Consider the following 20,510-nt stretch of genomic DNA (forward strand, 5'->3'; position numbering starts at 1 on the left):
GTACTCCCGGGGGCGGGGGCGGTACCCCGTGCGTCGTACGCGCACTGTCGCCGGGCGTACGACGACGCGCGGGGCCGGGGGAGCGAGTCTCGAAGGCGTATCCCGGAGACTCCGGCCGGCCCGCGGGCGGAGGTCGTCCGGCGCGTCCCGTCAAGGAGCTGACATCCATGAACGCATTGGCAGAACACTGGTCCGGCGGCGGCCCGGGTCCCTGGATCCTGTTCGTCCCGCTCGTCTGGGCGGCCGTCGCCTTCGGCGTGGTGACCCTGCTGCGCCGCACCGTGTGGCGGCACGGCGGCCCCGGCCGGGCCTTCCGCGGCCCGTGGCCCGGCCCCCGGCCAGCGGGCGGCGGTGACACCCCGACGCCGATCGCCGTCCTCGGGCGCCGGTTCGCCGCCGGCGAGATCGACGAGGAGGAGTACTGGCGGCGGCTGTCCGTACTGGAGGAGCACTTCGGCGCCGGCCGCAAGGGGGGCGCGGCGGTCTAGGCCGCGTCGTCAGCCGACCCTCGCGCTCCGGTTCCGGGGGCGGGGGTCGGTGCCCGCTTCCTCCAGTGGCGCGGTGTCCCAGTGGGTGCGCAGCGCGCGGGCCGCTTCGGGGGCGGTGGTCAGGGCGGGGAGGGTGAACCAGACGACCTTGCCCGGGGCGTGCGGGCGCACCCCCCAGCTCTCGCTGAGCGCCGCGATCAGCGCCAGCCCGCGGCCGGAGGTCTCCCAGCTGTCGGCGGTCCGCAGGCGCGGCAGTCGGGGATCGAGATCGTGCACCGAGACCGTCAACTGGTCGAGCAGGACACAGAGTTCGACGGTGCACTGCTTGCTGGGGCGGGCGTGCCGGTGGACGTTGGCCAGGAGCTCGGTCACCCCGAGCGAGGCCGGGTCGATCAAGGCGTCGAGATGCCAGTGCCGCAGCTGCGCGGAGACGATCCCGCGCACATGGCCGATGCGGGCCGGGACGGCCTGGAGCTCCACCGTGCAGTGTCTGCTGGGCTGCCTGATCACGACCGCGACTCCCTGATGAGGCCGGGCGCCCCTCGTACCGGGGAGGGGCGAAGATCGGAACCAGCGATACCGGCTGCGCCACAGCGTCATCGCTGGTGAACCCTCAGTGATACGTGTCCAGGGTCGGGCAGGCGGTGCACCGCCGCAACCGCACCGCCTGCGCCGTGGGGGCTGTCCGGTGTATCGGGGCGGACGGGCCCCGGCCGGCGTTCACGCGCGTGGCCGACGGGCCGCCTGTACGGCGCTGAGGAAGCGGTCCCGGGCGCCCAGCGTGAGGGAGTAGCGGTTGCCGTTGAGGATGGCGAGTGCCCGGTCGCGGGCCGCGAACAGGGGCTTGTGGGCCTCCACCGCGCCGAGCGGGGCGCTGTCGATCTCCCTGCCGTAGCTGGTCAGCAGCGCCAGCCGGCCGCCGCTGATGCGGACCTGCCCCGCTCTGGTCAAGGACCGCAGCGACCGCTCGATCCGTACGCCGGTCGCGTTGTATTCCGGCTCGGCCATCCTCACCACTCCCCGGTGTCGCGGGCCGGTGTCGTCCACCGCCCCCCGTAGGGAAGTTTGCCGCCACCGCGCCCCTTACACCAGTGCCGCATGGGGCGCAAAGGCGCACAACACCCTTCCCCCAGGGCCTCCTTGGGGCCTCTCAAAGCGATGTTTATGCAGGTGAGAAGCGTGCGCCGGGTGGTTATAGTCGAAACCGGCCCGACCTTCCAAGCGGGCCCGTAGACCCCTGGAGGAGCGCGCCGGTGAGCACCGCACAACAGCCGCAGAGCCGGCCTGGAGACCAGGAGACGGCCCCGTCGGTCCAGCCGACCGTCGATGTGGACCGCTCGGATCAGGGCTACCGGGACTGGCTCAACGAAGCCGTCCGCAAGGTCCAGGCGGACGCCAACCGCACCGCCGACACCCATCTGCTGCGCTTCCCGCTGCCCGAGAAGTGGGGCATCGACCTCTACCTCAAGGACGAGTCGACGCACCCCACCGGCAGCCTCAAGCACCGGCTGGCCCGCTCGCTCTTCCTCTACGGGCTGTGCAACGGCTGGATCCGCCCCGGGAAGCCGGTGATCGAGTCCTCCAGCGGCTCCACGGCCGTCTCGGAGGCGTACTTCGCGTCGCTGATCGGCGTGCCGTTCATCGCGGTGATGCCGGCCACCACCAGCCGGGAGAAGACCCGGTTGATCGAGTTCCACGGCGGCACCTGTCACCTGGTCCAGGACCCGCGGACGGTCTACGAGGTCTCCGCCCGGCTCGCCGCCGAGTCCGGCGGCCACTACATGGACCAGTTCACCTACGCCGAGCGGGCCACCGACTGGCGGGGCAACAACAACATCGCCGAGTCGATCTACCAGCAGCTGCGGCTGGAGCGCTACCCCGAGCCGACCTGGATCGTCGCCACCGCCGGCACCGGCGGCACCTCCGCGACCATCGCCCGCTACGTCCACTACATGCAGTACGACACCCGGATCTGCGTCCCCGACCCGGAGAACTCCTGCTTCTTCGACGGCTGGCTCACCGGCGACGCCTCGACCGACTGCGCCACCGCGTCCCGGATCGAGGGCATCGGCCGGCCGCGCATGGAGCCGAGCTTCCTGCCCGGCGCGATCGACCGGATGATGAAGGTCCCGGACGCGGCCAGCGTCGCCGCCGTCCGCGCGCTGGAGCGGGCGATCGGCCGCAAGGCGGGCGGCTCGACCGGCACCGGGCTGTGGAGCGCCCTGAAGATCGTCGCGGAGATGGTCGCCGAGGGCCGCACCGGTTCCGTGGTGACGCTGCTGTGCGACCCCGGCGACCGCTACCTCGACAAGTACTACTCGGACGACTGGCTGGCCGAGCAGGGGCTCGACATCGCCCCCTACACCCGGACCATCGAGCACTTCCTCGGCACCGGCTCCTGGGGCGACTGAGGCGCCAGCGCCGGCCGGGCCGGGCCGTCAGCCGCCGGCGAGCCGCCGGTCCAGGGCCCGTATCGAGGCGCGGAAGGAGCGCCCGAGGGCCGGCCGGGCCAGCGGCATCAGCCAGCGGAACGGCGCCGGGCCGTCCGCCGCGAACGTCCACCGCACCCGGGTCCCGGCGCCGGCCGGCGTCAGTCGCCAGTCCTCCAACAGGGCCCGCAGGGCAGGGGCGTTGGTGGTGTCGACCCGGTAGGCGTAGCGCGCGGCGGGCTCGGCGGCCATGATCGTCTCGCTGAACCGGGTGCCGCCGGTGAGGCGCACCTCGCGGCCGAGGCCGTCATCCGTCGGTGCGGCCCGGGCGACGCCGGTGAACCAATCCGCCCAGCCCGGTACGTCGTCCGCCAGTGCGGCGTAGACGACCTTGGGCGGGGCGGCGGCCTCTGCGGTGAACGCCAGCCGCAGCGGCGCCGATGCGGCGAAGTCGAGCGCGACGGGGCGGAGCCGTCGGGTCATGGGGCGCCCACCTCCTGGGGACGGGGCCTGCTGCGCCGGACACCATAGTTGACGGGGCGTCAGTTGTCTGCATCGCCCGTCGGCTCGCCCGCCACCACCAGCTCCGTCGACCGGTCCGCGAACTCCGCCCGCGCCTCGGCGGACAGTCCGGCGTCCGTCACCAGCACGTCCACCTCGTCCAGCGCGGCGAACGAACTCAGGCCGACCGTGCCCCACTTGGTGTGGTCGGCGACCACCACCACCCGCCGCGCGGACCGCACGAAATGCCGGTTGGTCTCCGCCTCCGCGAGATTGGGCGTGGACAGTCCCGCCTCCACCGATATGCCGTGCACCCCGAGGAAGAGCAGGTCGAAGTGGAGCGACCGGATCGCGGCGTCCGCCACCGGGCCGACGAGGGTGTCCGACGGCGTGCGCATCCCGCCCGTCAGCACCACCGTCGCCGCCTCCGCGGCCGGCCGGCCCTCGCCGCCGCTGGCCGCCGCCCGCTGGGCGTTGTAGAACACATCGGCCACCCGCACCGAATTCGTCACCACCGTCAGCTCCGGCACCTCCAGCAGCCGTTGTGCCAGCGCGTACGCCGTCGTGCCGCCCGCCAGCGCGATCGCGCTGCCCGGCACCGCCAACTCGGCCGCCGCCTTGGCGATCTCCGCCTTGGCGCTCAGCTCCAGCCCCGACTTCACCTCGAAACCCGGCTCGTGCGCGCTGGGGTCGCTCACCGGAAGGGCGCCGCCGTGCACCTTCTCGATCATGCCCTGGCGGGCGAGTGCGTCCAGATCGCGACGGACCGTCATGTCCGAGACGCTCAGCCGTCGGGTCAGTTCGTTGACCCGCACGCCGCCGCGTCGCCTGACCTCATCGAGGATCAGGGCCCGCCGCTGCTCCGCGAGGAGATTCTGGTTGTCGCCCACCGCGGCCCGTCCCTTCCACCCGGCTCACCGCCCCGGGTCCTTCCGCCGGCTGTCCGCCGCCTGCGATCTGTGCTGACCACATCCTCGCACGCGGGTCCGACAGCCACCCCGATCCGGGCACACCGCGACCGGGCACACCACAAGCGGGGTACGGCAACCGGCGTCCCGGGAGCCACAACCGGCGCCCCGGGAACCGGAACCGGGGTGCGAACGCTCCCAGAGGGCAGGGACAATCCGAAGAGGCGGCCCACCGCACCACCGACCACGACCGACCCCGGCCGCCCCACAACACCACACCGCACCGCACTGACATCGGGGGACAGCCAGTGGAGACCGCGGCCACCACACCACCACCCGCCCGCTCGACGGATCCCGGTCCGACGAGGGGCGCACCACCGGCCACCGCACCGCAGCCGCAGCTCGCCCTGGAGCTGCTGGTCCACGGCGTCGGCGGCACCACCCCGCAGGAGATGCTCGGCGACCCGCGGGTCCAGCGGATCTCCGGCGACGACACCGCCGCCTGCTACCGCCGCACCGACGACGCGGACGCCGAACAGCGGCCCGACGACTACCGGACCGAGCCGGTCCGCGAGGCGTACTGCTGGTCCAACCTCACCTCCGGCAACGGCGCCCGCGCGCTCTGGCTGATCCTGCTGCCGTTCATGGTCGCCAACCTCGCCCACTGGATGCGCCCGGACGCCCCGCCCGACCACCGGGGCCAGCGGATCTACGACCTCCTGGTGCGGCTGCTCGCCCTCACCCTCACCGTCCTGCTGGCCGCCGCGGCCTGCGAGGTCGCCCTCGACCTCAGCGCCTGGCAGTGCGCCGGCACCCCGGTCTGCGTCACCGGCAAGTCCTGGCTGGGCTTCCTCAACCCCGCGGGCGGCGGCTGGTGGAGCACCCCGGGCCGCCGCCTGGTCCTCGCCTCCCTGCTGCCCCTGCTGGTCGTCGGCTTCCTGTGGTGGCTCTCGCACCGCACCTGGAGCGCCTACGAGTCCGCCTCCCCGCCGCCGCGCCGCCCCGGCGCCTCCCGCGACACCCCCGCCCACGAGCGCACCGCGCTGGGCCTGGACGGCTTCTGGTACGGCCGCCGGCTCGTCGCCCGGCTGCGCGCCGCGCACTCCGCGGCCGGGGTGCTGACCCTCGCCGCCGCCCTGCTCGTCGCCTCCCTCCGGGCCGACAGCCGGGCCGGCGCCACCGCCCTGACCGCCGTCGGCCGGACCCTGACCGGCCTGGTCCTGCTGCTCGCCGCCGGCACCCTGGTCATCGTCTGGCGCACCGCCCGCAGCGAGGCGGCCCGCGACGAGGAGACCGACCGCCTCGCCGTGCGGGCGCTGCCGTACGCCGCGCTGGCGGTGCTCGCGCTCACCGCCGGCTATGCCGCCTGGGCCCGGCCGGCGGCGCGGAGCCACGGCCCGCTGCCCGGTGTCGCGGCGTTCGGCGGGATCGCCGTCTGCCAGAGCGTGCTGGTGCTGGCCCTGGTGGTGACCGCCTGGTTCCTCCAGCGCGCCGCCCGGGACGAGACCCGGACCGCGCTGCGCGGCATGGGCGGGCCGGCCGTCGCGCTGCTGTCCTGCGCGGTCGCCGGGGTGCTGTCCGGGGGAGTGGCCCAGCGGTTCGCCGACTGGATCGACGGGCCCGCCACCCCCGGCCAGGACCACGCCCCGATCCCCGGGCCCCCGGTGGTGCTCTCCTGGCAGGCGTCGGTACTGCCCGCGCTGCTGGTGGTGGTCGCGGCCGTCGCCGTCCTGGCCGGCGTCCGGGTGCTGGCCGTCCGCAAACGCGTCGCCAGGGACGTCCCCGGCCTCTACGACCCGCGCGAGCGCCCCGACGTGCTGCGCACCGAGCGCATCGCGGGCACCATCGCCCGCGCCGGGCTCACCGACGCGGCGCCGGTCCTGGTGGCCGCCATCGCCGCCGTCACCCTCGTCCTGGGCGCCGGCGCGGTGGCCGGCGCCTGGCTCACCGACCGCGCCCCCGGCCGCGCCACCGAGGGCGCCGCGCCGTTCGTGCACGCCGCCGCCGAGACCGCCGAGTCCCTCGGCTCCTGGCTGATGGGCGCCGGCGTGATCCTGCTGCTCACCATGGGCCGGCGCGCCTACCGCGACCACTCCGCCCGCCGCACCATCGGCATCCTCTGGGACGTCGGCACCTTCTGGCCGCGCGCCGCGCACCCCTTCGCGCCGCCCTGTTACGCCGAGCGCGCCGTCCCCGACCTCACCTGGCGGATGGCCACCTGGACCGAGCAGTACGACGGCCGGCTGGTGATCTCCGGCCACTCCCAGGGCAGCGTGCTGGCCGCGGCGGCCGTCTGGCAGCTGGATCTCGTCACCCGCAGCCGGGTCGCCCTGCTCACCTACGGCAGCCCGCTGGAACGCCTCTACGGCCGTTGGTTCCCCGCCTACTTCGGCCCGCCCGCCCTCACCGGCCTGCACCGCGAGATGGACGACTGGCGCAACCTGTGGCGCTTCACCGACCCCATCGGCGGCCCGATCCTGCTCTCCTGCGAGGACGGCCGGGCCGTCGACGAGGGACCGCTGCGCGACCCGCTCGCCTTCGGTCGCACCCTGCAGAACCCGCTGCCCGCCCAGATCCTGGGCCACGGCGACTACCAGGCCGATCCGGTCTTCGACCGGGTGCGCGCCGAACTGCTCGCCCGGCTGGGCCCGGGGATACCGGCCCAGCGCACCAACTGCACCGGGAGTCAGGCGAGTTCGGGCAGGTCCTCGGCGTAGAGCAGGGTCAGGTCGTCGGTGCTCGGGTCGGTGAGCTCGGCGACCCGACCCGCGTGCCGCTCGACCATCGCCTCGAACGTCTGCCGTGCCGTCCGGCCGTTGCCGAACGACGGCCCCTTGGGCAGCGCCGTGAAGTACTTGAGCAGCGCCTCGCCGGCCCCGTCGGCGAGGCGGTACTCGTGCTCCTCGCCCTGCTGCTCGACGATCCGCAGCAGTTCCTCCGGCGCGTAGTCACCGAACCTGATGGTCCGTGAGAAACGCGACGAGATACCCGGGTTGACCGCCAGGAACCGTTCCATCTCCGCGGTGTAGCCGGCCACGATGACCACCACCGCGTCCCGGTGGTCCTCCATCAGCTTCACCAGGGTGTCGATGGCCTCCTTGCCGAAGTCCCGCCCGGAGTCCTCGGGGGAGAGGGCGTACGCCTCGTCGACGAACAGCACCCCGCCGCGGGCCCGGTCGAACGCCTCCTGGGTGCGGATCGCCGTCGAGCCGATGTGCTCGCCCACCAGGTCCACCCGCGACACCTCGACCAGATGGCCGCGCTCCAACACCCCCAGGGAGTGCAGGATCTCGCCGTACAGCCGGGCCACCGTGGTCTTGCCGGTCCCGGGGGAGCCGGTGAACACCAGATGGCGGCGGACGGACGCGGCCTTCAGGCCGGCCTCCTGCCGGCGGCGCCCCACCTCGATCATGTTGATCAGGGTGCGCACCTCCCGCTTGACGCTGTCCAGCCCCACCAGGGTGTCCAGTTCGCCCAGCACCTCTTCGGCGGGCCGGCCGGTCGCCGGCGCCTCCGGGGGCGCGGCGGCGGTCGGTGCCGGGCGCGGTGCCGGGACGTTGCCCAGCAGCCCGGCGGTCTGGGTGGCCTGCTGCACCGCCGGGGCGGTCACCGTCGGCTCCTGCGTGGCCCGGCTCTCGTCGCTGGTGCAGTCCTCGACCGTGGGCCCGCCGTTACTGCCGTCGCCGAGCGCGTCGGCGAACTCGTACCCGCCGCGCGCGCACCGCTCCGTACGGCACCGGGTCAGCGTCGTCCGGCAGCCGTCGATCACATGGAAGCCGAAGCCGGAACTGCCGGTGACCCGGCAGCTGTGGAAGGTGCCGCGGCCCTCCGCCGAGACGTAGAAGCCGGCCTCGGTCGGCGAACTGACCGTGCACCCCTCGATGGTGGGGTCCGCGCCCTTGGTGACGATCACGCCGGTCTGTGCCCCGTCGACGGTGCAGTTGGCGAGCGTGCCGCCGCTGCCGTGGTCGCGGAACCACGCACCGGTCGAGACCTCCCGGATGCGGCAGTCGTCCAGCTGGACGGTGGCGCCGTCGCTCACCGACACCGCGGTGTTGCGGACCTGCGCGATGTCGCAGTCCACGACGTCGGCCCGGGAGCCCCGGTCCAGGACGAACAGTGCGTCGGGGACGTCGTGCACCCGCGTCGAGTCCAGCACCGCGGTCGCGCCGTCGCTGACCCACACCGCCGGGTAGTCGCCCGTACTGTCGTGGATCTCGCACTGGTTGGCGTCCACCCGGGTGCCCGGGTCCCACACCGACAGGCCGTTGCGCCCGAAGTGCCGCACGGTGCTGCGGGTCAGCGTCAGTACCGACCGGGACCGCAGGTCCACCGCGTTCTCCGGGATGTCGTGGATGTCGCAGTCGGCGAGGGTGAGCACCGCGTCGGTGTCCAGGGTGACGCCGTCCGCGGTGGTGCGGTGCACCGTGCAGTCGGTGAGGTGGCCGGCGGCCCGCGCCGCGACCTGGATGCCGGTGCCCTTGATCTCGTACAGCTCGCAGCCCACCGCCTCGACCGCGCTGCCCTCGCCCGACAGCGACAGCCCGGCGCCCGAGGTGTGGTGGATCCGGCAGTTCTCCAGCCGCGGGTGGGCGCCGCCGCGCACCGCCACCCCGGCCTGGCCGGCGGCCATCACCTCGCACTCCTCGAAGACCCCGCCGGCGCCGTCCAGGACGCTGATGCCGACCCCGCCGGCGTTGTCGACCGTGCAGCGCCGCACCGTCGGACGGGCCCCGCCGCGCACCTCGATCCCGGCCGCGGACCGGGTCACCACCCGGATGTCCGTCAACTCGGGGGCGCCGTCCTCCACCAGCAGCGCCGGCGACGCCGAGTCGGTCGCCTCCAGGTGCAGGTCGTGGACGGTGGCCGAGGCCCGTATCGTCAGCGCCACCCCGTCGGCCGGCGCGATCCGCACCGAGCCGCGCGACCCCTCCGGCCCGCGCAGCGTCACCGTGCGCTGGAGCACCAGGTTCTCCCGGTAGGTACCGGCCGGCACGGTCAGGACGTCACCGTCCCCGGCGGCCTCCAGGGCGGCGGCGAGCGAACTGTACTCACCGGTGCGGCGCCGCCAACGCGACGTTCCGGAGTGCGTCACCTGGACCGAGCCCTGTGCCATGGCGGTGTCGTGTCCCCACTTCGTACGGTGGATGTCGGCCCGGCAGTCATCCGTCCGCGGATGTCCGCTTTGCGGGCTGCGAGGCCCCAGCCGCGAGGCTGGAGGCACCACCGTAGCGCGCCGGAGGGGTGCCGGCCGACACGGTCCACCGCCTGGTCAGCACCGCCTCAACTCCCGGCGTCGGCCCGTCCCCAGTCCTGCCCGGCGCGCGCCCAGGCCGCCTCCCAACACCGGAACCGACGCGCCATCAGCTGCCGTACGGCCAGCCGCCGGCCGCCCTCGACGAGCCCGCCGGCGGCCGCCGCGGCGCCCAGCGCGGCCAGTGCCGTGTGCGTCTGCGCGGTGCCCTCGTCCAGCGGTCGCGGCACCGCCCGCCCCCGGTCGTCGGTCCACAGGCGGAACCGGTCACCGGGCTCCACCGGCCGCGGCGCCGCGACCTCCCCGGTCCGCGGGCCGCCGTCCGGCCCCGTCCAGCGGGCGACCACCCGCAGGTGCGCGGCGCGCTGCGGGACCGTCTCCGCAGCCGGGTCGACCGGGGTGCCGGGCGCCGGCCGGTCCGCGACCGCCCACACCGGGCGGCGCTGCCGGTGTTCGAGCCGTACGGCCTCCAGGAGGGCGTCGTGCGCGGCCCGGCCGGCGAACCAGCCGGCGCAGGGCGCCCCGACGGCGATCAGCAGCGCGGCGGCCAGCGCCAGCCAGGCTTCCACCTGGTCGGTCCGACGGCGGAGCGGATTGTGCCGCCAGCGCCGGATGCCCCTGATCGCCCGCATCGTGCCCCCTCTCGTCTCCGTGCATACCGCATGGCGGGGCGCCCCGGCGGGCGTTCCGGGAAGAGGAGGGCGACATCGCGCCGCGGGCACCGCCGACCGTCGGGAACCACCCGCCCCAGCCGTCCCACCCGTTCGCCAACTCCCGGTGCCCCGCGGCCGATTGGCGGCCTTTCGGTGCGCTTGCGGCGCCTGTGCGACGGGGCCGGATCCCGCCCCGCGGGACGGTGCCCTCAGCGCAGCCGGACCGCCACCGTCACCACCGCGCCCTGCGCTTCCTCCGTGCCGGAACCGGGGGCGACCGCGAACCGGTCCGCCACCAGTCGCGCCAGCCACAACCCGCGCCCCTTGGGCGCGCCGTCCAGGCCCGGCAGCAACTCCGGGATCACCGCCTCGCTGAAACCGGGGCCGGCGTCGCTGATCCGGCACTCCAACTCGTCCCCCACCCGCCGCAGCACCAGCCGCCCGGCGCCGCCGGCGTGCTCCACGGCGTTCCCGGCGATCTCGTCCACCGCCAGCACGAACTCCCCGCGCCGGGGCTCGTTCAGCCCCTCGCTGGCGGCGCACTCCTCGACCAGCAGTCGCAGCTGCGGCAGCAGTCGCGCGGTGAAGCGCCGCTGCAGCAGCCGTCGGCCGGACTCCTCCGCCGGCGCCTTCGCCCGATCGTGACCGGCCGGTTCCGGATTCAGCACGGCCCTACCGCCTCCCTCGGCGCCAGCCGCGGCACCGCATCGGCGCCCAGCCGCCGCAGCATCTGGCGCTGCCCGCGGTCGCAGCGCACCTCGACCAGATCGTGGCCCGTGGCGCCCCGGGCCAGGGTGAGCAGACCTACCGCGCAGCCCACCGACAGGAAGTGCAACCGCGTCAGGTCGACGGTGAGCCGGCGGGTCGCCGCCGTCCGCGCCAGCGCGATCTCCAGCGACCGGGCGAACGCGGCCCGGTTGGCGCCGTCCGCCTCGCCGACGAAGCACAGCACCTCGTCCGGCCCGCGCACCGCCCGCAGACTGCCCAGCCGCTCCAGCACGGCGTGCGGATGCGCCCGCTCCATCGCGGCCACCATCGACCGGTCGAACCGCCGGCGGTCGTACGCGCAGACCTCGGTGTACGGCCGCCCGGCGAACAGCGCTCCGGCGCCGGTCTCCCGCCGGGCCACCGTCGCGACGTCGGCGCCGAGCGCGGCCACCCAGCCCATGTCGATGAACGCCCGTAACCCGGTGTACCCCTCGGCCGTCGCCCGGTCGGTCGCCAGGCGCAGCCGCCCCATCTGTCGGGCGGCGGTGAACTCGACGTCCGGCCAGATGAGTTCCCGCATGCTGGTGACCACCAGCTGGCCGCGCTCGCGCGCCCGGACCGTGCTGCGGCTGGGGAAGTCGATCCTGGCCAGCACCTCGTCCTCCGGCACGTCGGGGCACGGCAGGACGAGGACCTTCTCGCCGCGCGCCAGACCGAGCCGGACGAAGGCCGTGACGGTCTCCCAGCGCACCTCGTCGTCGCCGTAGCCGACGAAGGCATGGTCGCCGGGGCGCAGGCGTTGCACGGGGATGAGGTGATCACTCAACGCGTCCCTGGCAGGCATCGGCACAGCAGCTCTCTGTCTCCCCCCGCGGCCCGTCCCGTCGGCGGCGCTGTGCGCTCACTGTAGGCAGCCGCCGACCAGCCCGCAATGAGGGCGGCGGCGACCGCGCGCGGCCGTCAGCCGAGTATCTCGAACGGGTCGCCCACGCGGAGCGTGCCGGCCCCGCGGGGGATCAGATTCTGGCCGAACACCAGTTGGTCGCCGAAGCGGCGGTGCCGGGCGAGGGTCCGCAGCGGCTCCTTGCCGCGCTCGGCGGTGCGCTGGTCGGTGGTGGTCACCACGCAGCGGCCACTGGGCTTGGCCACCTGGAACTCCACGCCGCCGATCCGCACCCGCCGCCAGTCGTCCTCTGCCCAGGGCGCGGTGCCTTCGATGACCACATTGGGCCGGAAACGGTTCATCGGGAGGGGGCCCTCGTCGGCGTGGTCGCCCTGCGCGATGAGGGAGTTGAGGGCGTCGAGCGAGGCGGAGGTGGTCAGCAGCAGCGGATAGCCGTCGGCGAAGCCGACCGTGTCGCCGGGCCGGCCGTAGCGCGGGTCCACGGGACGGCGCCGCTCCGGGGCGTCCATGTGCATCAGGCGGGACTCGACGCCGAGGAAGCCCCGCCACCAGACGGCGGCCTCGAGGGACGCGGGCACCGCCTCGACGACGTTGCCGAAGATCTCGACCGGGGCGGTGCCCGTCGGCTCGGGCACCTGGACCACCAGCGGCGGCATTCCCGGCGCGGTCAGCCGCAGGGTGCCGCCGGGCAGCTCCTCGGCACGGGCCAACGCCAGCCTCCGCTGCTGGCGTTGGGTGATCTGTCGACCCTCGGCGTCGACCACCAGCCAACGCCGATCCCCGGCGAGCCCCCACGGCTCGACCACCGCTTCGCCGGGACCGGACCCCGCAAGGGCCTTGACCGGATAGACGTGCAGCGACTGGACGTGTGGCGTGGGCATATGCCCATCTTGCCAGCCGCTTCGGACATCCGGTCGAACGGCCGGTTCAGTACCCCCGCGGGTACTGGCGGCCGTACCCCGGGTCGTCGAACGGCGAGCCGGGCCGCGGCGCGACCGGCGCGGCCGGGCGCATCGCCTCGTACCCCGTGCCCGGTGCCGGGCGCTGGTACTGCTGCTGCGGCGGCGGGTAGCCGCGGGTGCCGGCCTGCTGCGGGATGTACGGGGCGGGGGTGTGCTGCAGCGGGGCGACCGGCTGCGCCGCGGCGCCCGGGTACCCGTGGCCCGGGGCCGGCTGGGAGGGCGCGGCCGGAAGTGCGGGCAGCGCCGAGGGGAGCGCCGGCAGCGAGGAGGAGCCGGTGTCCCAGGGCGACGGGTTTACGCGGATCGGGGCGATCTGCGGAGTACCCCGCTCTGCGACAAGGCTGTCGTAGATGGGGGTGTCCGGGAAGGAAGGCGATGCGTAGTAGCCGCCGCTGTAAGTGGAGCGGGGGGAGGTCATGCCTCATAAGTTAAGCCCACGATGTGTCGATTGGGGAGCCTGACAAGAGGGTTGTTTTACGGGTTCGGAGCGGCCCCGGGTCACCAAACCGAGCGAACCTGTGAAAATCGGTCGCGATCGCCCGTAGGGATCGTGTAAAGACCGCCCTTCCCGCAGATGAACAGTGGGCGTTCGGGGCGTTCCCGGCCAAGTAGGTTGGTGGGGGCCACCGGTGACGGGGCGCGAGGCCACCAGGACGACAGGAAGGTGCGGCGATGTCGATGCTCAAGGGCGGCAATGTCCCGATTCCGGCGCCGGCGGTCCGGGTGGAGCTGGGCTGGCAGCCGGCCCCCGGGGCGCCGGACGTGGACGCCTCCGCGCTGCTGCTGGTGTCCGGCCGGGTCCGCGACGACGCCGACTTCGTCTTCTACAACCAGCCCGCGCACGCCTCCGGCGCGGTGCGCCACGAGGGCAAGCGCCCGGCCGGCGGGACGAGCACCGACACCCTCCGCGTGGACCTGGCCGCCGTCGAGCCCGCCGTCGACACCGTGGTCCTGGCCGCCTCCGCCGACGGCGGCAGCTTCGGCGCCGTGCCGGGCCTGTACGTACGGGTGCTGGACGCGGGCAGCGGCGCAGAACTGGCCCGGTTCGACAGTCGGGACGCCAGTACCGAGACCGCCTTCGTGCTCGGCGAGCTCTACCGCCGGCAGGGCGGCTGGAAGTTCCGCGCGGTGGGGCAGGGGTACGCCACCGGGCTCGCGGGGCTGGCCACGGACTTCGGCATCAGCGTGGCGGACGGGCCCGCGCCAGCGCCGCAGCCTCCGGTCGCGCCGCCGATCGCCCCGCCGCCCGCGGCCCCCGCGCCCCCGTTGCCGACCGGTCAACCGGTGGCGTCAATTCCGCCCCCGCCCGGACAGGCCGCGCCGGCGCCCGCGCCGGCTCCCGTCCGGCTGACGAAAGTCACCCTCACGAAGGATGCCCCGGCCGTCTCGTTGACGAAGCAGGGTGGCACGTCCGGAGCGATGCGGGTCAACCTCAACTGGAGCGCGGGCGGGGCCGGCAAGCGCCTCGGCAAGAAGTTCGGCCGCAAGGCGATGGAGGCACTGGGCGCCCGCGGCGCGCTGCTGCCGCCCTCCGGCGACCTCGACCTCGACCTGTGCGCGCTCTACGAACTCACCGACGGCACGGCCGGCGTGGTGCACCCGCTCGCCCAGGCATTCGGCGACCTGCACGCCCCGCCGTACATCCAGCTCGACCGGGACGACCGCACCGGCGCCGTCGCCACCGGCGAGAACCTCACCATCAACCTCGACCACCAGGCCCGCTTCCGGCGCATCCTGATCTTCGTGACGATCTACTCCGGCGCCCGCAGCTTCGAGGGCCTGGACGCCACCGTCACCCTCCGGCCGCAGCACGGCGCCCCGGTCGAGTTCACGCTCGACGCCTGCACGGTGCCGGCCACCGTGTGCGCGCTGGCCCTGATCACCCACACCGGCGGCGAACTCGTCGTCCAGCGCGAGGCCCGCTACCTCGTCCCCGCGCCCGGCGTCAGCCCCCAGCGCACCGTCGACCACGCCTACGGCTGGGGCCTGAACTGGTCCCCGGCCAGCAAGTGACCGCTCACGGCGCCCCGTAGGTGCGGCCCTTCCAGGCCGCGCCGCGCCCCCGGTAGTGCCGCACGGCCGAGTCCACGGTCATCAGGAGGTAGAGCAGCGCGGTGAACGGGAGCAGCGGCGCCGCCCACGGCGGCTGCCGGTAGTAGCGCAGCATCGGCAGGTAGGTCCCGCACATCACCGCCCAGGCCGCGCCGCCCGGCGCCGCCACCACCGGGTCACCGGCCGCGACGCCGGCCAACAGGGCGGCCGGCGGCGCCAGATAGACCAGTGCCAGCCCCAGGACCGTGCCCAGCAGGAGCAGCGGCCGGTGCCGGAGCTGGGCGTAGGCGCTGCGGGACACCATCCGCCACAGTTCCGCCAGCCGCGGATACGGGCGCACGCTGGTCACCCGGTCCGCCAACCCCAGCCAGACGGTCCCGCCCGAACCCTGTACGGCCCGCGCCAGCGACACGTCGTCGATCACCGCGTGCCGGATCGCCTCCGGCACGCCCGCCCGCTCCGCCGCCTCCCGCCGCAGCAGCACGCACCCGCCGGCCGCCGCCGCGGTCCGGGCGCCGCGCCGGTTGACCCACCGGAACGGATAGAGCTGCCCGAAGAAGTACACGAAGGCCGGCACGATCAGCCGCTCCCAGGGGGTCGCCACCCGCAGCCGGGCCATCTGGGACACCAGGTCCAGCCCCGCGGAGCGGGCCGCGGCGACCAACTCCCGCAGGCTGTCCGGCTCGTGGGCGATGTCCGCGTCGGTCAGCAGCAGGTACTCCGGGGCGGTGCGCTCCCGGGCCAGCGCGATGCCGTGCCGGACCGCCCACAGCTTCCCGGTCCAGCCCGGCTCCGGCTCACCGGGCGAGGCGACGGTCAGCGGCAGCCCGCCCGCGCCGGCCGCCAGCTCACGGGCGAGCGCGCCGGTCCCGTCCGTGCTCCCGTCGTCGATCAGGAAGACCTCGGCGCGGCCCGGGTACTTCTGGGCCAGCAGCGTCGGCAGGCTCGCCGGCAGCACCGCCGCCTCGTCCCGGGCCGGCACCACCACCGCGACGGAAGGCCAACGGTCCGGATCCCGGCGGGCCGGCAGCCGGACGTCGGTCCGCCAGAAGAAGCCCTGTCCCAGCAGCAGCCACAGCCAGGCCAGCAGGGACCCGGCACCGATCCACGCGATCGCTTCCACGGGCGCAGTCTGCCCCACCGGGCCCGCCGCGGACCGGCGCCCGACACGGGCCGTCGGGGTCCGTGCCGTTCCGGTCCTTCCCGGCCCGGTATGACAAGAGGGGCGGACCGTTGAGTAAAGTGTCCGGGTGAAGATCGCGCTGATGGACTCCGGAACCGGCCTGCTCCCGGCGGCCGCCGCCGTGCGGCGCCTGCGGCCCGACGCGGACCTGGTGCTCTCCACCGACCCCGACGGCCTGCCTTGGGGTCCGCGGACTCCCGACGACGTCACCGCGCACGCCCTGGCCGTGGCCCGGGCCGCCGCCGCGCTCCGCCCGGACGCGCTGATCGTCGCCTGCAACACCGCCTCCGTGCACGCGCTGCCCGCGCTCCGCGCCGCGCTGGAGCCGGACATCCCGGTCATCGGCACCGTCCCGGCGATCAAGCCCGCCGCGGCCGGCGGCGGCCCGGTCGCCATCTGGGCCACCCCGGCCACCACCGGCAGCCCCTACCAGCAGGACCTGATCGCCCGCTTCGCCCAGGGCGTCGAGGTCACCGGAGTGCCCTGCCCGGGCCTCGCCGACGCCGTCGAGCAGGCCGACGACGCCGCGATCGACGCCGCGGTGGCCGCCGCCGCGCAGCTCACCCCGCGCGACATCCGGGCCGTCGTGCTGGGCTGCACCCACTACGAGCTGGTCGCCGAACGCATCCGGGCCGCCCTCCAGCAGCCCGGCACCCCGCCCCTGGTCCTGCACGGCTCCGCCGAGGCGGTGGCCGCCCAGGCACTCCGCCGGATCGGCGCCGAGCCGGCCCCCGCGGCCGCCCCCACCGGCACCCTCGACGTGCTCCTCAGCGGCCGCCCGGGCACCCTGCCCGACGAGGTCCTGGCCTACGAGGAGGGCCGGCTGCTCACCGGCGCCGTCCCGGCCGCCCCGCGCACCGTCTGACACCACGGGGGACCCCACGGGTGGCGCACCGCACGGCGCCGGCGTACTGCCCCAGGGTGCGAAGGCGCGTACGCTGCGTCTCATGAGGGACCACCCCCACGAGGGGGCCGCAGCCCCCGGTGAGCACGGAAGCACGGACGGCGTCCCGACCGGTGTCCGGCCGGCCGGCGGCTCCCCTGCGGAGATTCCCGAGGTCTGGCACGGCAGTGCCACCAACCGCTTCCAGTGGCTGTTGGCCGCCATCGGCGCGGCCTGTCTGGCACTGGGCGTCGGCTTGGCCGTCAACAGCACCTGGACCTCCGGCCTGGCGCCGCTGGTGATGGCCGTGGTCGGCTGTGTCGCCGCCGGCCTGCTGGTGCTCTTCGGCACCCTCGCCTTCGTCCACGTCGCGGTCCGGGTGGACGACGACTGCCTGGAGGTGCGGTGCGGCCACCTGGGGGTGCCGCGCCGCCGGATTCCCCTGGACACCGTCGTCGGCGCCGACTTCGCGCCCCGGGTCACCCCGCGCCACTGGGGCGGCTGGGGCTACCGCTGGCGCCCCGAGCAGGGCACCGCCGTGGTCGTCCGCCGTGGCGAGGCGATGGTGCTGCGGCTCGGTGACGGGCGCACCTTCACGGTCACCGTCGACGACGCCGAGGGCGCGGTGCGCTGCGTCCGCGAGCGGCTCCGACTGCGCCGCCCGGCCTCGACGGCGTAGCGCGGCGGCGCGGCGCCGGCTGCTCGGGTCGCCGCCCGGCCCCGGCCTCCTGTCCCCGTCGGTCTCGGTAGGTCTGCGCGGGTCCGCACGCGTTGCCGTCCGGTGAGTCGTCCGGGGGCGTCCCGTAGGGTCGGGGCATGGCAATCCCCGATTTCATCCGTGACCTCCGGGCCGACATCGGCACCAAGTTGCTGTGGCTGCCCGGGGTGAGCGCGGTCGTCCTCGACGACGCCGGCCGGGTGCTGCTGGGCAAGCGAGTGGACACCGGTGGCTGGTCGGTGATCGGCGGTATCCCGGAGCCCGGGGAGCAGCCCGCCGAGACCGCGGTCCGCGAGGTCTACGAGGAGACCGCGGTGCGGGTCGTCCCCGAGGGCGTGGTCCTCGTCGAGGCCATGCCGCCGACCCGGTACCCCAACGGCGACATGTGCCAGTTCCTGGACGTGACGCTGCGCTGCCGGGCGGTCGGCGGCGAGGCGCGGGTCAACGACGACGAGTCGCTGGCGGTCGGCTGGTTCGCGAGGGACGCCCTGCCGGAGCTGGACGACTACGCGCTGGCGCGGATCAAGAAGGCGCTGGACGCCGGGCCGACGTGGTTCCACGGCATGGCGGAGGCGGAGGCGGAGGCGCAGACGTAGGCGGAGGTCGGGTCCCGCGGTCAGGGCCCGGTGGCCGGAAGCGCCCTAGATGTCGGTGGTCGACGGTTCCTCCATGGGGGGCGAGGACTCGTCGGGCAGGCCGGGCAGTTCGGACGCGCCCGGCGGGCCGCTGGGGCCGGTGGACCGGCCGGCGTCCTCGGTGTGCATCTCGCGCTCGTCGCGCCGGCAGTCGGTGATCCAGGTGCCGGTGGGGCCGCCGTCGTACTGGCAGGACCAGCCCCGCACGGCCAGCGCCCCCTGTTGCCCGGCCGTCTGCGGGGGCGCCCGTAGGAAGAACTCCTTCATCACCCCGCGGGCCTCGTCGCAGCCCACCGCGCCGGTCGGGGCGGGGTCCGCGAACAGCGCGACGCCGTGCGCCTTGCCCAGCACGTCGGCGATCTCGCCGCAGCTCACCGGCTGGCCCGGGATGGTGGGGGAGCCCTGGGGCCCCGGCGTGCCGTTCGGGGCCATGCCCGGGTCCGATGCGGACGAGACGGTCGGCGCGTCCTGACGGTCCTCTCCGGCACAGCCGGCGGCGGCCAGGGCGAGCAGCACGGTCGGCACGGCGATCAGCCTCCGCATGGCGGCCTCCTTGTGGCGGCGGTGCGCAGTCGGCGCGTTGCGTCGTTCGACGCTAGTAAGGCCCGCGGGTGCGAGGCGATCCGGGGCGGCCATTTGGGTGAACGGCCGAACGGCCACGGAGGTCCGACGAGGGGCTGTCGGGGCGCGGATCGCGCCGGGATCATGCGCGGACGAGCGCGGGCGACGGCCCCGGTGGGCCGGAGAGCCCGGGCAGCCCTCCTGCGGGGAGCCGAGCGGGCTTCGCGGGGCGGCCGGGGGCCGCGGGGGCTTCGCGGGGCGGCCGGGGGTGGTACGTACGGGTATGGCGGCAGTGGTGCGGGATTGTGGGGCGGCGGACCGGCAGCGGGGGCCGGGGCGCCGAGCGCATGGTTTCGGCCAACCGCCATACTGCGTGCGATCCTCCGCCCGGCCCGAAGGGAACCACCCGCCGTGTCCTCGCCCGCACCACGTCCCGCCGCCCCGCCTTTCTCCCGCGCCTCCGTCGTCATCGTCGGGGCCGGGCCCGCCGGGCTCACCGTGGCCAATGTGCTGCGGGCCGCCGGTGTCGACTGCGTCGTACTGGAGGCGGAGAGCCGGGAGTTCATCGAGCGGCGGCCGCGGGCCGGGTTCGTCGAGGAGTGGGCGGTGCGCGCGCTGGGCCGGCACGGGCTCGCCGAGCGGCTGCTCGAACGCGCCCATACCCAGGGGGAGTTCGAGTTCCGCTTCGACGGCGGTCGGCACCCGGTGCGCACCGCCCGGCTGTCGGGGCGGCGGCATTTCGTCTATCCGCAGCCGCTGTTGGTCGGCGATCTGCTCGCCGCTTACGCGGACCGGGCCGGCGGTGCGGTGCACTTCGGGGTGCGCGACGTACGGCTGCACGACATCGACGGGCCGCACCCCGCGGTCTCGTTCGGCGATCCGGTCACCGGCGCACGGCACCGGATCGCCTGCGACCACATCGTCGGCGCCGACGGGGCGCGCGGGGTGAGCCGGGCGGCGATACCCGAGGGGCGGGTGCGGACCACCCGTCATGACCACGGGGTCGCCTGGCTCGCGGTGCTGGCCGAGGCGCCGCCGTCAGCGGACGGCGTGGTCTTCGGCATCCACCCGCGGGGATTCGGCGCGCACATGGCGCGCAGCGCGCACGTCACCCGCTACTACCTGGAGGTTCCGGCCGGGGACGGGGTCGCGGACTGGCCGGACGAGCGGGTGTGGTCGGAACTCCACCTCCGGCTGGCCGCCGACGGCGCCCGGCCGCTGCGCGAGGGGCCGTTGAGCGAGAAGACCGTGCTGGCGATGCACAACTACGTGGTGGAGCCGATGACCTACGGCCGGCTGCACCTGGCCGGGGACGCGGCGCACCTGCTCGCGCCGATCGCGGCCAAGGGCATGAACCTCGCGATCAACGACGCCCTGTTGCTCGGTGACGCGCTGATCGCCCACTACAAGGGCGACGATCGCGGGCTGGCCGGCTACTCGGCCGCGAGCCTGCGGCGGGTGTGGCAGTACCTGGAGTTCTCGCAGTGGCTCTCGGAGGTGCTGCACGGCGCTTCGTCGGGCGATCGGTTCCGCGCCGGGACGGCCGCGGCCCGGCTGCGGCGGCTGCTCGGCTCGGAGGCCGCGGCCAAGGCGTTCGCCGGGCTCTACCTCGGGGAGGAGGCGGATCTCTAGGGTGCCGCGCCAGGGGCCGCCAGCGGCCGGGTGCCGTGC

20 protein-coding genes are annotated in these 20,510 nt (G+C 74.9%); 8 read left to right on the forward strand and 12 right to left on the reverse strand.

The features are described 5' to 3' along the window. Window positions 1-167: 167 nt before the first annotated feature. Complete coding sequence (locus MOV08_RS33950; protein WP_275310104.1) at window positions 168-488, forward strand: SHOCT domain-containing protein; 321 nt, start codon at window positions 168-170, stop codon at window positions 486-488. Between the two features lie 9 nt (window positions 489-497). Here MOV08_RS33950 and MOV08_RS33955 read toward each other — a convergent pair whose 3' ends face one another. Further along, window positions 498-998: an ATP-binding protein gene (locus MOV08_RS33955; protein WP_275310105.1), complete on the reverse strand. Its 501-nt coding sequence runs from the start codon at window positions 996-998 to the stop codon at window positions 498-500. 210 nt (window positions 999-1,208) lie between these two features. Next, on the reverse strand, window positions 1,209-1,496 hold the full coding sequence (locus tag MOV08_RS33960; RefSeq protein ID WP_039638136.1) for a hypothetical protein: 288 nt from the start codon (window positions 1,494-1,496) through the stop codon (window positions 1,209-1,211). 245 nt (window positions 1,497-1,741) lie between these two features. On the opposite strand from MOV08_RS33960, the gene MOV08_RS33965 reads away from it, so the two are divergent. Beyond that, the gene (locus tag MOV08_RS33965) at window positions 1,742-2,899 is read left to right on the forward strand and encodes a PLP-dependent cysteine synthase family protein (protein ID WP_039638137.1); all 1,158 of its coding nucleotides are present in this window, start codon (window positions 1,742-1,744) and stop codon (window positions 2,897-2,899) included. Window positions 2,900-2,926: 27 nt separating this feature from the next. Here MOV08_RS33965 and MOV08_RS33970 read toward each other — a convergent pair whose 3' ends face one another. Together MOV08_RS33970 and MOV08_RS33975 are read right to left on the reverse strand one after the other, a co-directional pair. Then, entirely contained in the window at window positions 2,927-3,400 is a 474-nt protein-coding gene (locus tag MOV08_RS33970; RefSeq protein WP_275310107.1) for an SRPBCC family protein, read from the reverse strand. 59 nt (window positions 3,401-3,459) lie between these two features. Beyond that, window positions 3,460-4,308, reverse strand: coding sequence for a DeoR/GlpR family DNA-binding transcription regulator (locus MOV08_RS33975; RefSeq protein WP_275310108.1), 849 nt, complete (start codon window positions 4,306-4,308; stop codon window positions 3,460-3,462). A gap of 326 nt (window positions 4,309-4,634) precedes the next feature. On the opposite strand from MOV08_RS33975, the gene MOV08_RS33980 reads away from it, so the two are divergent. Then, window positions 4,635-7,043, forward strand: a complete 2,409-nt coding sequence (locus tag MOV08_RS33980) for an alpha/beta hydrolase family protein (RefSeq protein ID WP_275310110.1) — start codon at window positions 4,635-4,637, stop codon at window positions 7,041-7,043. Here the strand turns inward: MOV08_RS33980 and MOV08_RS33985 are convergent. From MOV08_RS33985 to MOV08_RS34010, 6 genes are all read right to left on the reverse strand, one after another. Next, window positions 7,013-9,442: a right-handed parallel beta-helix repeat-containing protein gene (locus tag MOV08_RS33985; protein WP_275310111.1), complete on the reverse strand. Its 2,430-nt coding sequence runs from the start codon at window positions 9,440-9,442 to the stop codon at window positions 7,013-7,015. The two genes, MOV08_RS33980 and MOV08_RS33985, sit on opposite strands and share 31 nt — an antisense overlap. 167 nt (window positions 9,443-9,609) lie before the next feature. Beyond that, window positions 9,610-10,212, reverse strand: coding sequence for an Rv1733c family protein (locus MOV08_RS33990; RefSeq protein ID WP_275310112.1), 603 nt, complete (start codon window positions 10,210-10,212; stop codon window positions 9,610-9,612). Window positions 10,213-10,442: 230 nt separating this feature from the next. Continuing rightward, window positions 10,443-10,901 (reverse strand): ATP-binding protein, encoded by a 459-nt coding sequence (locus tag MOV08_RS33995; protein ID WP_275310113.1) that lies wholly within the window; start codon window positions 10,899-10,901, stop codon window positions 10,443-10,445. Next, the gene (locus tag MOV08_RS34000; RefSeq protein WP_275310115.1) at window positions 10,895-11,785 is read right to left on the reverse strand and encodes an MEDS domain-containing protein; all 891 of its coding nucleotides are present in this window, start codon (window positions 11,783-11,785) and stop codon (window positions 10,895-10,897) included. Before MOV08_RS34000 ends, MOV08_RS33995 begins: the two co-directional genes overlap by 7 nt. Window positions 11,786-11,901: 116 nt before the next feature. Beyond that, window positions 11,902-12,726: an MOSC domain-containing protein gene (locus MOV08_RS34005; RefSeq protein ID WP_275310116.1), complete on the reverse strand. Its 825-nt coding sequence runs from the start codon at window positions 12,724-12,726 to the stop codon at window positions 11,902-11,904. Between the two features lie 46 nt (window positions 12,727-12,772). After that, entirely contained in the window at window positions 12,773-13,225 is a 453-nt protein-coding gene (locus tag MOV08_RS34010; protein ID WP_039638151.1) for a DUF6643 family protein, read from the reverse strand. 254 nt (window positions 13,226-13,479) lie between these two features. Here MOV08_RS34010 and MOV08_RS34015 point away from each other — a divergent pair, with 254 nt between their 5' ends. Further along, the gene (locus MOV08_RS34015) at window positions 13,480-14,820 is read left to right on the forward strand and encodes a TerD family protein (protein WP_275310118.1); all 1,341 of its coding nucleotides are present in this window, start codon (window positions 13,480-13,482) and stop codon (window positions 14,818-14,820) included. 4 nt (window positions 14,821-14,824) lie between these two features. On the opposite strand, the gene MOV08_RS34020 is transcribed toward MOV08_RS34015, so the two are convergent. Further along, the gene (locus tag MOV08_RS34020) at window positions 14,825-15,973 is read right to left on the reverse strand and encodes a glycosyltransferase (RefSeq protein WP_203232735.1); all 1,149 of its coding nucleotides are present in this window, start codon (window positions 15,971-15,973) and stop codon (window positions 14,825-14,827) included. 136 nt (window positions 15,974-16,109) lie between these two features. Here MOV08_RS34020 and MOV08_RS34025 point away from each other — a divergent pair, with 136 nt between their 5' ends. The 3 genes from MOV08_RS34025 to MOV08_RS34035 all read left to right on the forward strand — a co-directional run bounded on the left by MOV08_RS34025 (window position 16,110) and on the right by MOV08_RS34035 (window position 18,239). Continuing rightward, a complete protein-coding gene (locus tag MOV08_RS34025; RefSeq protein ID WP_039638157.1) occupies window positions 16,110-16,907 on the forward strand; it encodes a glutamate racemase in 798 nt (265 codons plus the stop codon). Between the two features lie 82 nt (window positions 16,908-16,989). Continuing rightward, complete coding sequence (locus MOV08_RS34030) at window positions 16,990-17,604, forward strand: hypothetical protein (protein ID WP_275310119.1); 615 nt, start codon at window positions 16,990-16,992, stop codon at window positions 17,602-17,604. A 137-nt stretch (window positions 17,605-17,741) separates the two neighbouring features. After that, entirely contained in the window at window positions 17,742-18,239 is a 498-nt protein-coding gene (locus tag MOV08_RS34035) for an NUDIX hydrolase (protein WP_275310121.1), read from the forward strand. 45 nt (window positions 18,240-18,284) lie between these two features. Here the strand turns inward: MOV08_RS34035 and MOV08_RS34040 are convergent, their stop codons facing one another. Further along, window positions 18,285-18,821: a hypothetical protein gene (locus MOV08_RS34040; RefSeq protein ID WP_275310122.1), complete on the reverse strand. Its 537-nt coding sequence runs from the start codon at window positions 18,819-18,821 to the stop codon at window positions 18,285-18,287. 429 nt (window positions 18,822-19,250) lie between these two features. Here MOV08_RS34040 and MOV08_RS34045 point away from each other — a divergent pair, with 429 nt between their 5' ends. After that, window positions 19,251-20,471, forward strand: a complete 1,221-nt coding sequence (locus tag MOV08_RS34045) for a 4-hydroxybenzoate 3-monooxygenase (protein ID WP_275310124.1) — start codon at window positions 19,251-19,253, stop codon at window positions 20,469-20,471. Window positions 20,472-20,510 lie beyond the last annotated feature (39 nt).

The organism is Streptomyces yunnanensis (genome assembly GCF_029011865.1).
In the GTDB taxonomy this organism is placed as follows: Bacteria; Actinomycetota; Actinomycetes; order Streptomycetales; family Streptomycetaceae; genus Streptomyces; species Streptomyces yunnanensis.

What these genes read in the sequence shown, in the direction of transcription:
- MOV08_RS33960 (WP_039638136.1), bottom strand. Translation starts at nt 1,496, where the DNA reads ATGGCCGAGCCGGAATACAACGCGACCGGCGTACGGATCGAGCGGTCG.
- MOV08_RS34040 (WP_275310122.1), bottom strand. Translation starts at nt 18,821, where the DNA reads ATGCGGAGGCTGATCGCCGTGCCGACCGTGCTGCTCGCCCTGGCCGCC.
- MOV08_RS33990 (WP_275310112.1), bottom strand. Translation starts at nt 10,212, where the DNA reads ATGCGGGCGATCAGGGGCATCCGGCGCTGGCGGCACAATCCGCTCCGC.
- MOV08_RS33970 (WP_275310107.1), bottom strand. Translation starts at nt 3,400, where the DNA reads ATGACCCGACGGCTCCGCCCCGTCGCGCTCGACTTCGCCGCATCGGCG.
- MOV08_RS34005 (WP_275310116.1), bottom strand. Translation starts at nt 12,726, where the DNA reads ATGCCCACGCCACACGTCCAGTCGCTGCACGTCTATCCGGTCAAGGCC.
- MOV08_RS34010 (WP_039638151.1), bottom strand. Translation starts at nt 13,225, where the DNA reads ATGACCTCCCCCCGCTCCACTTACAGCGGCGGCTACTACGCATCGCCT.
- MOV08_RS34015 (WP_275310118.1), top strand. Translation starts at nt 13,480, where the DNA reads ATGTCGATGCTCAAGGGCGGCAATGTCCCGATTCCGGCGCCGGCGGTC.
- MOV08_RS34030 (WP_275310119.1), top strand. Translation starts at nt 16,990, where the DNA reads ATGAGGGACCACCCCCACGAGGGGGCCGCAGCCCCCGGTGAGCACGGA.
- MOV08_RS33985 (WP_275310111.1), bottom strand. Translation starts at nt 9,442, where the DNA reads ATGGCACAGGGCTCGGTCCAGGTGACGCACTCCGGAACGTCGCGTTGG.
- MOV08_RS34035 (WP_275310121.1), top strand. Translation starts at nt 17,742, where the DNA reads ATGGCAATCCCCGATTTCATCCGTGACCTCCGGGCCGACATCGGCACC.
- MOV08_RS34000 (WP_275310115.1), bottom strand. Translation starts at nt 11,785, where the DNA reads ATGCCTGCCAGGGACGCGTTGAGTGATCACCTCATCCCCGTGCAACGC.
- MOV08_RS33950 (WP_275310104.1), top strand. Translation starts at nt 168, where the DNA reads ATGAACGCATTGGCAGAACACTGGTCCGGCGGCGGCCCGGGTCCCTGG.